This window comes from Campylobacter sp. RM9328, from assembly GCF_012978615.1.
In genome coordinates this window covers 20,568-35,146 of record NZ_LIWF01000003.1, presented here as the reverse complement: position 1 = coordinate 35,146, position 14,579 = coordinate 20,568, and the positions used below count along the sequence as shown (strand labels likewise).

Below are 14,579 nucleotides of genomic sequence, written 5' to 3'. Positions count from 1 at the left end.
TGACTTTATTTGTGATATTTTAATATAAATTTTAGCTTAAATTTATATAGAGAATGCGACAAACAGGGTATTTGAAATTTATTTTATAACAAAAAGTAAGGTTGTATTGTAATTTTATATTAAAAAATTTAATTTTTATAAAATTTTAATTTTTTTTTAAATACACTTTAAAATCTATATCATGAAAGGATGTTGTTTTGGAACTATTCACAGAACTCGTTAGCAAGGTAAATTCCTTTGTTTGGGGGCCTTATTTTTTAATAACCCTCCTATGCGGAACCGGTCTCTTTTTCACATTTAGACTAAAATTTGTTCAGATTTTTAAGTTTAAAGATGGGTGGAATCGCCTTTTTGGAAACTTCTCTTTACACGGCGAAGCAGCCGGCAAAGACGGTATGAGTTCGTTTCAGTCAGTAGCAACAGCAGTGGCCGCACAAGTTGGCACCGGCAACTTGGTTGGCGCTTCAACCGCACTTGTAATGGGCGGACCAGGTGCGATATTTTGGATGTGGTGCGCGGCGTTTTTAGGCATGGCTACAAATTTTGCCGAAATTTGTCTGGCACAAGTTTATAAAACAAAAGACGATAGCGATCACACCATAGGCGGTCCGGCATTTTACATCTCAAAAGGTATCGGCGGAAAACTTGGTAAAGTTTTAGCAGGATTTTTTGCGGTGGCTATTATTTTAGCACTTGGTTTTATGGGAAATATGGTTCAAGCTAACTCTATATCAGATGGCTTTTCGGGGGCTTTTGGTATCCCTCAATGGGCGATAGGCTTAGTTTTAGCCATAGTTTGTGCGGTAGTTTTTATAGGCGGAGTTAAGGCCATCGCAAGAGTTGCGGAAAAGGTGGTTCCTGTAATGGCTATCATATATGTTATCGTCGGTCTACTTATAGTTTGCGTAAATTTTAAAGAAATTCCATCAGTTGTAAGCATAATATTTGAAGCAGCGTTTAACCCTTCTGCCGCTTGGGGCGGCGCTATCGGTGCTAGTATCGCAACTGCCATGAGATACGGCATAGCAAGAGGTTTGTTTAGTAACGAAGCTGGTATGGGCTCAACTCCTCACGCGCATGCAGCCGCTAAAGTAAAACATCCTGTCGAGCAAGGTGTTTTAGGTATCATGTCGGTTTTTGTAGATACATTTATCGTACTTAACATCACCGTCTTTGTAGTGCTTAGCTCAAACGTCGTAGCATTTGAAAACGGTCAGCCGGTATTTAGCGGTATAACCCTTGTTCAAGAGGCATTTTCATCACATCTTCTAGGACATACTATCGGGTATTCGTTTGTTGCGGTTTGCCTATTTTTCTTCGCATTTACAACGATACTTGGTTGGTATTATTTTGCAGAGATAAACGTCAGATATCTTTTTGGCAAAAAAGGTGTTAAATTTTTGCAAGTACTAGTAGTTGCTTTTGTATTTTTAGGAAGCCTGCTAAAAATAAAACTCGTTTGGGAGCTTTCTGACCTCTTTAACGGTCTTATGGTACTGCCAAACCTTATAGCTGTTTTATTACTTAGTCCGATAGTGGTTAAACTGCTAGAGGACTATAATGCTAAAAAAGAGTATAAAGCGGAAAATTACATCAAAATAAAATAAAACTTTATCTTGCTTTGATTATTTTCAAAGCAAGATATTTTAAATTTAGATAAGCTCTACGCCGCTACCTTCTACGACTTCGCCTATCTCATAAGCGTCAGAATCCTCAAGTATAAATTTCACATTTTCAGGGCCTACTACAAGCACCATGCCTACGCCCATATTAAATGTGCGATAAAGCTCTGCTTGTTCTACAACTCCATCAAATATCGAGTAAATTTCAGGTCGCTTGATAGCGTCTACATTTATCTTTGCACCAAGTCCTACAGGGAAAACACGAGGTAAATTTTCAACCAAACCACCGCCTGTGATGTGAGCTAGAGCGTTTAGTTTATCTTTTAGTTTTAAAAATTCAGGCACATAAATTCTAGTTGGCTCCAGTAAAAGGTCGATTAAATTTTTATCTCCCAATTTATCGTCAAATTTTAACCCTTTGCTTTCAACTACTTTTCTTGCCAATGAGTAACCGTTTGAGTGAAGCCCACTTGAGCTAAGCGCTAAAAGCTTATCGCCTTTTTTTACAAATTTTGCTCTATCTATCTCGTCTATCTCAGCCATGCCAACAGCAAATCCGGCCAGGTCAAAATCACCTTTTTCATACATTGAGGGCATCTCTGCCGTTTCGCCGCCTATTAAAGCACAACTTGCCTTCTTGCAACCTTCTGCAATACCCTTAACTACGACTTCGGCTGAATTTATATCAAGCTTTGCCGTAGCGTAATAATCAAGAAAAAACAACGGCGTAGCAAAGTTGCATATCAGGTCGTTTACGCACATTGCGACTAGATCCTCACCTACTTTATCAAGGCGATTTGCATCTATGGCAAGCCTAAGCTTTGTGCCAACACCATCGGTTGCGCCTAAAATGGCAGGATTTTTATAGCCGCTTGGTAGTTTGATAGCTCCTGAAAATGAGCCGATACCACCCAAAACCAACGGAGTAAAGGTTGATTTAACATGAGGTTTTATCGCATTGACAAACTCATTTCCTGCATCAATATCAACACCAGCGTCTTTATATGTTATCATTTTCGCCCCCTTAAATTTTGGCTGATTTTAGCCAAAATTTGCTAAAATCGTAGTAAAATAAAGGTCAAAAATGCGTAAATTTAAAAAAGGCATCGTTGTAACAGGCTCGATAGGATCTGGCAAAAGCACGGTTTGCACACTACTAAAACTACACGGATATAGCGTGATAGACGCTGATGAAATAGCGCACGAAGTCTTACAAAGTTTGGCTGATGAAATTTCTATAAAATTTAAAGATGTTGTTAAAAACGGCAAAGTAGATAGAAAAAAACTGGGCGAGATCGTATTTGCAGATAAAGACAAATTATCATGGCTTGAAGAGCTCTTACATCCAAAGATACGAGATGAAATTTATGCCAAGTGTGAAATTTTAGAAGATAAAAATATTTTTTATTTCGTTGATATACCGCTTTATTTTGAGCGCAAGGGCGTTTATGAGTGTTTTGAAAAAGTAGTAGTCGTTTATGCTTCAAAAGAAGAGCTTATAAAAAGAGTAATGAAAAGAAACGAGCTTGATAGCAAAGCGGCAAAATCACGTGTAAATCTGCAAATAGACATCGAAGAAAAACGAAAAATGGCAAATTTTATTATAGACAATAGCTCAGACTTGTTAAATCTAGAGGCAAGTGTAAATAAATTCTTAAACGATCTAAAAGGTAAAGCAAATGTTGGTTAGCAAATACAATGCAAGTGGCAATGATTTTGTGATCTTTCATACGTTTTTAAAGGCAGATAGAAGCGACTTTGCTGTAAAAATTTGCGACAGACAAAACGGCATAGGAGCCGATGGACTGATAGTTATCTTGCCGTATGACGATGGTATAAGATGGGAGTTTTACAACTCTGACGGAAGTAGTGCAAATATGTGCGGCAACGGCTCAAGAGCGGCATTTTTATACGCTTATAAAAACGCTCTTATAAACAAAAGCTCCAAGCTTCTAACCGGTGCCGGGCTAATAACCGGAGATGTGGATGAAAATAGCGTTGAAGTCGAATTAACAAGCCCTAAAATCCTAAGCAAAGATAGTATAAACGAATTTGATAAAGAGTGGTTTTTTTACGATACGGGAGTGCCACATTTGGTGCATTTTACACAAAATTTGGATAAATTTGACCTAAATTTAGCAAAACATCTGCGACACAAATATAATGCAAATATAAATTTCGCCAAATTTGAAAACGGATCGCTAAAAGTAAGAACATATGAACGTGGCGTTGAAGATGAGACGCTAGCTTGCGGAACCGGTATGGCGGCATGCTTTTACGGTGCGGTTTTTAATTTACATGCAAATAAAATTTTAAGCGTATATCCTAAAAGCGGCGAGGAACTACAACTAAGACTAGAAAATGAGAAGATATATTTTAAAGGAAATGTTAAACACTGTTTTGATGTGAGTATTGAAATTTAAAAAGCCCCAAATGGGGCTTAATAATTATTTTAAAGCGTCTTTTGCAGATCTTGCAAGCGCCGCAAATGCGTCCGCGTCATTCATAGCTAGATCAGCTAAAATTTTTCTATCAAGCTCTATGTTAGCCTTTTTAAGACCGTTCATAAATCTTGAGTAGCTTATGTCGTTTAGTCTGCAAGCAGCATTTATACGAACTATCCACAGACGGCGGAAGTCACGTTTTTTCTGGCGACGATCACGATAAGCGTATACTAAACTTCTTTCAAGTTGTTCTTTAGCTTTTCTAAAATGTTTATGTCTTGCACTATAAAAACCACGTGCAAGTTTTAAAACTTTCTTATGGCGTCTTCTTCTAACTACGCCCGTTTTTACTCTTGCCATATTTATCCTTTCACAAATTGGCGTCCATTATATGGATCTTTCCCTATAAATTTTAATTTTAGGGGAGTTTGAATGACTTTTGTCAAAAACTTAAACTATGCTTGGCTTATACGCCTAGCATTCTTTTTACTGCAGGGACATTTGTGCTATCCACGTATTGTGGCTGACGAAGGTCTCTTTTGCGTCCGGCAGACTTTTTAGTCAAGATGTGGCTTCTAAAAGCAGAGCCGCGCTTGATTTTATTTTTGCCTACTTTAAAACGCTTAGCAGCACCGCGAACGGTTTTCATCTTTGGCATGCTAATCCTTACTGTGTGATTTTACGCTTTTACGTAAGATGTGGATTATATCCAAAATTTCTTTAAATAAATTAAATTTTAATACCGTAATTTTATAAAATGCAATTTGCATAGAAGTGCTTAATCGCGAAAAACAAAGCGTTTTGGGCTAAATTTAGCCCAAAACTATGAAATTTATCAAATTTTAGCTTTTGTAAAAGCCTGTTTTAAATCAGCCATCAAGTCATCTGAGTTTTCAACACCGACAGCCATACGAAGTAAATTTTGTTTGATACCGATCTTTTCTTGTAGCTCTTTTGGATAGCTATCGTGAGTCATAGAGGCTGGATGGCAAACAAGGCTCTCAACTCCGCCAAGACTTACGGCAAGGTCAAAAATTCTAAGTGATTTGACAAATTTATTGCAGTCGTATTTTGGATCTATCTCAAATGATATAAGCGCCCCTATGCCGGTAGCTTGGCCTTCTTGTGCCTCTTTTTCAAATTTAGAATACGAACCCGCATAGTGCACGGCGCTAACAGCCTCCTCTTTGCTTAAAAACTCGATTATCTTATGAGTGTTTTGCGTTTGACGATCAAACCTTACGCTTAAAGTCTTAAGCCCCTTTATAAGATAGTATGAGTCGACAGGGGATAACATCGAGCCAAAGCTATTTCTAAGCAGATCAAGCTTAGCTGCTAGTTCATCGCTATTTGTCGTAACAATACCAGCGATAACATCGGCATGCCCGCCGATGTATTTTGTAGCAGAATACACCACAACATCAACTCCAAGCTCAAGCAAATGCTGATAATACGGCGTTAAAAAGGTATTGTCTGCTATAACCATAATGCCCTTTTTATGCGCGATATTTACGATACGCTTAATATCCGTGACACGCAACAAAGGATTTGATGGAGTTTCTATAAAGATAGCTTTTACGTCGGATGAAATTTCATCCTCATTTAGCGTGTTAAAATCATCAACTAGCTCGTATTTAAGTCCTTGGTTTTTAAAAATAGTATCGGCATAACGATATGTTCCGCCATAAGTGTTGTTGTTAAGTAAAATTTTATCACCGGTTTTAAACAAACTAAAAGCAAGGGTTGTCGCTGCCATACCGGAAGCGGTGGCTAGGCAATACCTTGAGCCTTCTATCTTGGCAAAAAGCTCTTCGAATGCATTTCTGGTTGGATTTGCTCCTCGCGAATACCCATACTTTTGAAAGTCATCAAGACCATTTTGAACAAAACTGGTGGCTAAAAATATCGGCGGAACTACCGACTGATAAGGGTTGTCTTTGGCATTTATGCCTTTTACTATAAGCGTGTCTAATTTCATTTTTACTCCTTGCTCTCATCTATAAATTTGATATCGTGTGATGAATTTGCTTATTGATTTTACTTTAAATTTACAAAATATAATATAAATCACAAGGAATTATTTTGATATTAAATGTGCTATCAAGAAATAAAAGGGAGTAAATTTACCCCTTTTTAATTAAAATTTATAAGATACGCTGGCTTTTATATTTCTTCCAGGTTCCCAGTCTATGTTGCCTGGAGCTAATGGCGTAGGAGGGCAAGTTCGACCTCTTGGACAACTCATAGAGCCTGCACTTCTTTGAGAGTGCGACCAATATGTTTTATCAAAAAGATTATAAACACCGAAATTTACCTCAAGTCCTTTGTATTTTCCAGAGCTAGGCGACCAAGTGGCATATATGTCACTCACGGCATAGCCCGGTTTTTTAAATTCACTTCCGCTACCGTTTTTAGCCGTTATCCTATCAAAAGCTATAAGGTTGTAGCCTATTAAAGTATCGATGGGGGCAATGGCGTATTCTGCGTTAAAGGTGTATTTATCGCCTGCATCACTATAAGCTAGGACACCACCATATCCGGCATTTGAATTTTTATCTTTATACTCAGTTCTTGCGCGTGAGTAACTAGCCGATAAGCTTAAATTTGATATGTTATATCTTAAGGCTAGCTCTCCGCCTTTTACGACTGCGCGTCCACCATTAACTCTGTCAACTTGTATAGAGCCTGCTTTTCCCATTTCTACTATAAGATTGTCATAATCGTTATAAAAATATTTCGCTATAATGCTTAGACTTTGACTATCGCTAAGTTGAGTTTGATATCTTGTGCCAACCTCATACACGTCACCAGTTTCAGGGTCTAAGTCGCCGTTTGTCGTAAAGTTAATGCTATTTGTACTACTTATGCGTATCGCCTCTATCGGATCAGGTCCTCTAAATACCCTTGCCCAACTAGCATAAACCCCAAGACCCATGTCAAATTGATAGTCTAAATTTACAGCTGGAGACCACTCGTGCCATGAGTAGTTTGCCCTTCCTGCGATGCCCTGGGTGCCACCCATCGTATTAAGCTTATAGTTATCATATCTAATACCAGGCGTTAATGTAAATCCGCCTGTTCTAAGCTGGTCTTCTAAGAACACCGACAAGCTTGTAGCTTTGTCGTCAGGAGTGTTGGAAGTGTCGTTTTTATTATAACTTTTACTTTGATAAATTTCTGTACCGTAAACTAATGTATGTCCGATATATCCTGTCTCAAATTTTGTTTTATTTATAGCTTTTGCACCGTAAGTTTTTACTCCGGCATTTACTGATGACTTAGCTTCGTGTTTTGTATGATAAGCATTTAAGTCAAGATCGACATAGTCATTTGGGTTTAGATTGAAATTTGCCGTATATGTATCACGCCAGTATTTCGTATCCACCAGTGAACTATCATCTGTAGTTCCCCACTCGGCTCTTAGCGGAAAATCACCCTTCATCTGCATACGTTCGGCACTAAAAGTGATCTTACTATAATCAGCTATGTTATATCCGACTTTGAACAAGTAGTTTGTATTATCAGCGTTATTTCCGCCAAGTTTTTCGCCTTTACCACTCTCGCCTCTGCCATACCCCCTATGTCCTACGTAGCCCAAAAGCTCAAGTGACTCAAATGCTTTTGCATATAAAGTCAAGCTTTCTTGCCACTCTTTATTATTGCTTGCGTATCCGCTTTTTATCTTTCCTCCAAAAACCTCTCCATCTTCTAACAAGTCACTAGCGTCTGCAGTTTTAAATGCTACAGAACCGCCAAGCGCGCCTGAAGTACCGACAACAGAATTTACTCCAAGGCCAACATTAACACTTCTTATGATATCTGGATCTATGTATAAGTCAGCAGCATGATGAAATGCATTTCCTTTTTGACGAGCCCCGTCGATAGTGATATTTAAACCGCGGTCATTTATACCTCTAATATAAATTTTTTGATTAAGTGAGTTTGTTCCGCCTATATAAACGCCAGGCATATCACGCATAACATCATTTATAAGTGCAGCATTTCTAACATTTACCTTTGCCGCATCTATCTCTTGCGCACCGCCCGTGGCAGTTACTTCTACGCCACTTAAAGCAACTTCTTGTGCGCCAAAAGTAACACTTGTAAAAAGTGCAGCAACTAATGAAATTTTTAGATCTGGTCTAAATTTCATCCATAACTCCTTTAAATTAAATTTTGATTATTATTATTAATAACTTTTGGGAAGCTAATTTTACATAAACATAACTTATCTGTAAATTAAATATTTAGTAAAATAAAACAAAATTTATGAATTTATGAGAAAATAGTGTTCAAATTTAAAGCCGATAAAAACGAATTTTAAAATAAAATAGAATGGATTTGTAAATCTAGCAGATGAAATTTAAGAGGCATAAAACCAAATTTGCTTTATGCCAAGTAGTAGTTTTTAGTTAGCCGAGCACTTGCAGCGACCCTTTAAAGGTATCGCAAATACCGCAATAATCGCATAAAATACGATACCAAACACGCAAGCCATCATAGCTATCATACCCCAATCAACCAATGCGGACTCAAGCCTATATGCCTCAGCGTAATCGATCGCAAACCATAATGCAACGCCAAGTACCAAAGCAAACACGAAAAATCCCCAAGAAAATATAAAATTCCAAATTTTACACATGAAACCCTCCTTAAATTTTAATCCTGATATTAGCCAAAAATACTGAAAAATTTATTAACGAAGATCAATAATTAAAGGGCAAAAGCCCTATAATTATTTTGTTTGATTTTGCTCTACTTTAAATCCACCGCCGAAACTTTTATAAATTTCAACTACGCTGTTGTTTAAAGTCAAAGCCGCATCTACAGCAACTAGCCTAGTGCTTAAGAGATTTCTTTGAGAGTCAAGCAAGGTCAGATGATCGGCATAGCCTGTCTCGTATTGAGCGCGTGCAAGGTCGTAAATTTTACTTTGTGAGTTTAGTAAAGCCTGGGTTTCATCATATACTTCGGCTGCACTTTTGCGATTATGCAAGGCAACCCTGACTTCGCCCAATGCCGCTTTTATAGCCTGCTCGTATTTTAGAGCATTTGCACTTTGTGAAAGTTCTGCTAGTTCGACATTGTTTGCGCGTCTGCCATAGTCAAATACACTTTGGGCAAGTGAGCCGGCTAGTGACCACGTGTTGGCATTTTGAACAAAAAGCCTATCAAGCTCATCCGAGCTAAATCCAAAAATCCCGGTTAATGATAAAGTCGGAAAATAAGCCGCCTTAGCCACTCCTACAAGGGCATTTGAGCTTTTTAGGCTCTCATAAGCACTTGCGATATCGCTTCTTCTAAGAAGCACGTCAGAGCTTATATCCGCACTAATTTGCGGAGGAGTTGGCAAGGTGTCGCTTGTCGCGATGATATCTCTTAAAATTTCATCGTTACTTTTTCCAGAAAGTATAGCCAAGGCATTTGAGGCGCTAAGCATAGAATTTTGAACATTTGTCAGGTTGATTTGTGCACTTTGCATGGCAGCCACGCTTTGCAAATATATAATTTGCGTAATAGTTCCAACTTCAAGCTGTTTTTTACGATACTCCATCGTGTCTTTATAGCTTTTTAAAGTCTCTTTTAAAATATCCTCTTTCATCTTTAAAGACACAAGCGTAAAGTAATTTTGCACGACGTTTGAAGCTATAGTAAGCCTTGCGTTATCATAGTCATATCTACTTGCTTGCAAAAGTGCGTCCGATGAAGCTATAGAATTTCTTACCCTGCCCCAAAGATCAACTTCATAATTAAGCACCACACTTAGCGAGAAACTATCGTATTTAACATTATCTTGTCCGCTATATGTCTCGCCGCTTGTTCTAGCCTTACTTGCTTCGCCGTTTATGCCAAGAGTAGGGAAAAGATCGGTACGAGAGTTTTTAAGCGTTAGTGCCGCACTTTGTAAATTTATATAGGCGAGCTTTAAATCTATGTTATGTTTTAGCGACTCTTCAACGAGTAAATTTAAATTTTGGTCATTAAAATTTTGCCACCAAAGATCGTTTATATCACTGGTTTCAAACCTATACTCAAATTTCGTCTCGACCTGAGGCATTTCAGGACGAAAAGAACATCCTGCCATAAAAAGTGCTAATACCAAAACAGCTATATTACGCATTAACCTCTCCTCCATCTCGCTTGATTATTTTGTTTTTGTTCCAAAATTTAGCGTTTAAATTTTCTAGTAGATAGTAAAAGAGCGGAACGAAAAATATCGCTATCGTTGTAGCCGCTATCATACCGCCTACAACACCGGTGCCAAGACTGTGGCGAGATGCTGCACCTGCCCCGCTTGATATAACCATCGGAAAAACTCCTAGTGTAAATGCGATAGATGTCATAACTATCGGACGGAAACGTAGTCTAGCCGCACTAACGGCTGCGTCAAATATACTTTTACCGTTTTCACGCTCTTGCATAGCAAATTCCACGATAAGGATCGCATTTTTTGCCGAAAGACCGATGAGCAGCAACAAGCCTACCTCAAAATACACGTCGTTTGTTAATCCCCTGGCCCATGTAGCAAGTAACGAACCAAATACAGCAAACGGAACAGCGGTAATAACCGCAAGAGGGATCAGCCATCTTTCATACTGCGCCGCAAGTATCAAAAATACAAATATCATACCAAATATAAATGCTTGCGTGCCGGTGCCTGCTGAATTTACCTCTTGATATGCCGTGCCAGACCATGCTATTGAATATTCGTTTTCATTTAAGGTCTCTTTAACTACCTCTTGTATAGCTTTTAGCGCCTCACCTGAAGTATATCCGATGGCAGGATCACCCATAACCTTCGCTGCAGGAAAGAGATTAAACCTATCAACAAGGTCTGGCCCCATGCTTCTTGTTAGTGTGGCAACTGTTGCCAAAGATACCATCTCACCTTTTGAATTTTTAACAAATATATCACGCATATCTTCCGGAGAATTTCTAAATTTCTCTTTGGCTTGTGCATATACGCGGTATGTTTTACCGAACATATTAAAGTCGTTTATGTAGTATGAACCCATAGTCGCCGAAAGCGCGTTAAATATATCAGACTTACTTACGCCAAGCAGATAAGCCTTTTCGTCGTCTATCTTTATATCATACTGCGGATAGTTTGTCTCAAGGGTGGTTCTTACGCTTGTTAGCTCAGGACGAGCATTTGCCTTAGCAACTACCGCTAAAACATCTTTTTCTATATCATTGTAGCTCTTGCCGCTTCTGTTTTGTATAAACATCTCAAAACCACCAGTCATTGATAAGCCTGTAATAGGAGGTATGTTTACAACAAAGCTCATGCTCTCTTTTGAAGGCCAAAATACACCGTTGTATTTACCGATCAACGCATTTATACTACTTTGAGGAGTTTGCCTTAAACTCCAGTCAGTTGTTCTAACAAAAAAGATCATAGAGTTTTCACGAAGTGCGCCAGCTATCATGTCGTATCCAGCAAAACCTGTCACTAGATCGATATTTGGATCAGCCAAAAGCATTTCGCTCATTTTATTTACCTCTTTGATAGTTCTAGGCGCAGCCGAAGCTGGAGGTAAAGAAGAGATAGCCATCATATAGCCCTTATCCTCGTAAGGCACAAGGCTACTTGGCACTACTTTAAATAGCTCTATCATTGCAAATATAACAATAGCAACTACCGCAAGGCTTGGTATGACATGGCGTAAAATTTTAGCAACGCCTGCCGAAAAGACATTTGTGCTCCAGTCAAACAAATCGTTAAATTTCTTAACTATCCAAAACGGCTCACTCTCGCCGCGCTTAAGCATGATAGCCGCGAGTGCAGGAGTAAGAGTAAGCGCCACAAAGCCAGAAAGAGCGACCGAAACAACAAGAGTAAGGGCGAATTGACGCTGGATAACACCAACAAATCCCTCCATAAACGCAACCGGCACAAAAACTGCAGAAAGCACTAGCACGATAGATATAACCGGTGCAGCAACCTCATCCATGGCTTTTATAGTCGCGTCTTTAACGCTTATGTCTTTATCTTCGTGCATTATACGTTCAACGTTTTCTATAACGATAATAGCATCATCTACAACGATACCGATAGCAAGAATAAGTGCAAAAAGCGTGATAAGGTTTATAGAAAATCCCATCGCATAAAAACCGGCAAATGTTCCTATGATAGAAACCGGCACGGCAAGCATCGGTATGATGGTGGCGCGGATACTTTTTAAGAAGAAATAAATAACAATAATAACAAGAACAAGCGCCTCTATAAAGGTCTTAACAACCTCTTTTATAGAAACTTCAACAAATTTTGTAGTATCGTATGAGACTGTATGCTTAAAACCGGCAGGATAACTAACAGAGAGTTCATCTAAGCGTTTTGAAACAAGCTGCGCCGTCTCAAGTGCGTTTGCATCATTTTGTAAGAAAATAAGCATAGGCGACATTACTTGGTTATTTAAAAAGCCGTTAAACGAGTAAGATCTTGAGCCTATCTCAACATCTGCCACGTCTTTTAACTTTAACAGTGTGCCGTCAGAATTTGATCTTAGGATAATGTTTTCAAACTGCTCCGCGCTAAAGTAACGACCGTCCGCTTTTATCGTATACACATAAGGATTTTTGGCGTCTTTCATAGGCTGTTCGCCGATTTTACCCGCTGCGTATTGGCTATTTTGCGTTCTAACCGCAGTTAAAACCTCAGGAACACTTAGGTTAAATTTAGATAGCTCATCAGGCTTTAACCAAATCCTCATGGCGTAGTTTTGGTTGCCGATAACGTTAACGTCACCAACGCCCTTAACACGCTTTATCTCATCGGCGATATTTAGCAAGACGTAGTTTGATAGTTCAAGCCTGCTCATACTCGGGTCATCTGAAGTAAAGGCAACAACTTCAAGTATCGAGCTACTTCTTTCACGCACGATAACGCCGGTACTTTGGACCTCATCAGGCAGACGAGAGAGTGCTGCTTGAACGCGGTTATTAACATCTATCGTAGCTTGTTTTGAGTCATAGCCTATCTGAAAATATACATTTATACTCATTGAGCCACTTGAGCTTGAAGTGCTTTGCATATATATCATGCCCTCAACACCATTTATCTCGTCCTCAAGCAACGTTGCAACCGTGTTTGCGATAGTCTCTGCATTTGCTCCCGTATAAGTAGCACTAACGGTTACTTGCGGCGGAGTGAGTTTTGGATACTCCTCGATAGGAAGACCTTTCATCGCCATAAGTCCGCCAATAACAATGATGATCGAAACAACAGCGGCAAATATAGGGCGATTTATAAAAAATCTAGAAAACATTATTTGTTCTCCTTACCTTGAGTTTCAGGCACAACAGGTGCACCCACGCCTATCTTTTTAAAGTTGTTTGTTATTATCACGTCACCTTCGTTTATGCCGTCGCTAACATAAGCTTCAGTTACTGTTTGGTATATGATTTTGATATTTTGTTTTGCGACTTTACCGTCTTTTACTAAATAAACATACGGACTAACGGTGTCTTGAAGGATCGCTACTTGAGGTATAGTGAAGCTATTTTTTTGTATAAATCCATCCATCTGAATACGAGCAAACATGCCAGGAAGTAGTTTGCCGTCCTTGTTTTCAAATTCGGCTTTGGCTAAAACATTGCCCGTTGAAGTATCTACTGTCGCATCTATAAATTTAACCCTACCTACATAGTTTTCATTGTTTAAATTTAATACCGCTTCGGCATTTAGTTGCTCCCAGCTAGCGGAATTTAAATTTTTAATCCTATCTAGGTTATCAATATCTGAAATATAAAATCTAGCCTCTATCGGATCGATCTTGGTTAATCTAACAAGCTGCGTGCTTCCTACTGCGACATAAGTGCCTATATCTACTAAATTCTCACCGACCACACCGCTAAAAGGTGCTTTTACATTTGAATATTCAAGATTTAGCTTTGCTGTTTTTGCGTTTGCTTGTGCACTAGCCAAATTTGCAGTTGCACTCTCTAGCGCAGCGACAGCGCTATCATAGTCTTTCTGACTTGTCGCCTTTTGTTCAAAAAGTTTTTTTATCCTATCCATGTCGCTTTTTGCGTTTTTAAGCGTAGCTTGTGCTTGCAAGATATTTGCTTGTGCAACCTCATAAGCAGCCGTATATAAGTCGGGGTCTATGACAAATAAAATTTGTCCCTCTTTGACACTATCTCCCGCTTTAAAATTTTGTTTTAAAAGCGTCCCTGCTACCTTTGGTGTTATAACAACATCTTGCTCGCTTTGAATTCTTGCGGGATAGTTAAATGTCATCGGGAAATCACCCTTTTTGGCTACGACGACATCAACTTTTGCAGGGGGCTTTTGCATGGCTGATGCAGCAGCTTTGCCCTCTTCTTTTTTATTAAACGCTTTTAGTAAATCACAACCCGTAAAGGTCATCATGACGACTAAAGTAATGGCTAAAGCCCCATACCTTCTCATGAAATTTCTCCTTAAATTTTTATTATTTTATTTTGTTCGTAATTTGAATTACATTTTACTAAAGAAGCGAAATTTTACTATAAATTCGATAAACGAATG

Annotated in this window: 12 protein-coding genes; 3 read left to right on the top strand and 9 right to left on the bottom strand. The window is 38.7% G+C overall.

The annotated features are described in order from the left end of the window. Positions 1–197 precede the first annotated feature (197 nt). Positions 198–1,607 (top strand): alanine/glycine:cation symporter family protein, encoded by a 1,410-nt coding sequence (locus CCAL9328_RS02690; protein WP_169999940.1) that lies wholly within the window; start codon positions 198–200, stop codon positions 1,605–1,607. Positions 1,608–1,652: 45 nt separating this feature from the next. Here the strand turns inward: CCAL9328_RS02690 and purM are convergent, their stop codons facing one another. Continuing rightward, positions 1,653–2,636: a phosphoribosylformylglycinamidine cyclo-ligase gene (purM, locus tag CCAL9328_RS02685; RefSeq protein ID WP_169999939.1), complete on the bottom strand. Its 984-nt coding sequence runs from the start codon at positions 2,634–2,636 to the stop codon at positions 1,653–1,655. A gap of 70 nt (positions 2,637–2,706) precedes the next feature. Between purM and coaE the strand changes: the two genes are divergently transcribed. Further along, the gene (gene coaE, locus CCAL9328_RS02680) at positions 2,707–3,312 is read left to right on the top strand and encodes a dephospho-CoA kinase (protein WP_169938013.1); all 606 of its coding nucleotides are present in this window, start codon (positions 2,707–2,709) and stop codon (positions 3,310–3,312) included. Then, complete coding sequence (dapF, locus tag CCAL9328_RS02675) at positions 3,302–4,045, top strand: diaminopimelate epimerase (protein ID WP_169999938.1); 744 nt, start codon at positions 3,302–3,304, stop codon at positions 4,043–4,045. The genes coaE and dapF overlap by 11 nt, the downstream gene beginning before the upstream one ends. 24 nt (positions 4,046–4,069) lie before the next feature. Here the strand turns inward: dapF and rplT are convergent, their stop codons facing one another. From rplT to CCAL9328_RS02635, 8 genes are all read right to left on the bottom strand, one after another. Continuing rightward, positions 4,070–4,426: a 50S ribosomal protein L20 gene (gene rplT / locus CCAL9328_RS02670; protein ID WP_169938009.1), complete on the bottom strand. Its 357-nt coding sequence runs from the start codon at positions 4,424–4,426 to the stop codon at positions 4,070–4,072. Between the two features lie 106 nt (positions 4,427–4,532). Continuing rightward, the gene (rpmI, locus tag CCAL9328_RS02665) at positions 4,533–4,724 is read right to left on the bottom strand and encodes a 50S ribosomal protein L35 (protein WP_169938007.1); all 192 of its coding nucleotides are present in this window, start codon (positions 4,722–4,724) and stop codon (positions 4,533–4,535) included. A gap of 177 nt (positions 4,725–4,901) precedes the next feature. Next, the gene (locus tag CCAL9328_RS02660; RefSeq protein ID WP_169999937.1) at positions 4,902–6,044 is read right to left on the bottom strand and encodes a trans-sulfuration enzyme family protein; all 1,143 of its coding nucleotides are present in this window, start codon (positions 6,042–6,044) and stop codon (positions 4,902–4,904) included. A gap of 159 nt (positions 6,045–6,203) precedes the next feature. Next, the gene (locus CCAL9328_RS02655; protein ID WP_169999936.1) at positions 6,204–8,219 is read right to left on the bottom strand and encodes a TonB-dependent receptor domain-containing protein; all 2,016 of its coding nucleotides are present in this window, start codon (positions 8,217–8,219) and stop codon (positions 6,204–6,206) included. A gap of 255 nt (positions 8,220–8,474) precedes the next feature. Continuing rightward, positions 8,475–8,708 carry a hypothetical protein gene (locus CCAL9328_RS02650; RefSeq protein WP_169938001.1) on the bottom strand — a complete coding sequence of 78 codons (234 nt, stop codon included), beginning with the start codon at positions 8,706–8,708 and terminating at the stop codon, positions 8,475–8,477. A gap of 93 nt (positions 8,709–8,801) precedes the next feature. Further along, positions 8,802–10,187: an efflux transporter outer membrane subunit gene (locus CCAL9328_RS02645; RefSeq protein ID WP_169999935.1), complete on the bottom strand. Its 1,386-nt coding sequence runs from the start codon at positions 10,185–10,187 to the stop codon at positions 8,802–8,804. Beyond that, entirely contained in the window at positions 10,180–13,335 is a 3,156-nt protein-coding gene (locus tag CCAL9328_RS02640) for an efflux RND transporter permease subunit (protein WP_169999934.1), read from the bottom strand. The genes CCAL9328_RS02645 and CCAL9328_RS02640 overlap by 8 nt, the downstream gene beginning before the upstream one ends. Then, entirely contained in the window at positions 13,335–14,480 is a 1,146-nt protein-coding gene (locus CCAL9328_RS02635; protein WP_169999933.1) for an efflux RND transporter periplasmic adaptor subunit, read from the bottom strand. The genes CCAL9328_RS02640 and CCAL9328_RS02635 overlap by 1 nt, the downstream gene beginning before the upstream one ends. Positions 14,481–14,579: the final 99 nt, after the last annotated feature.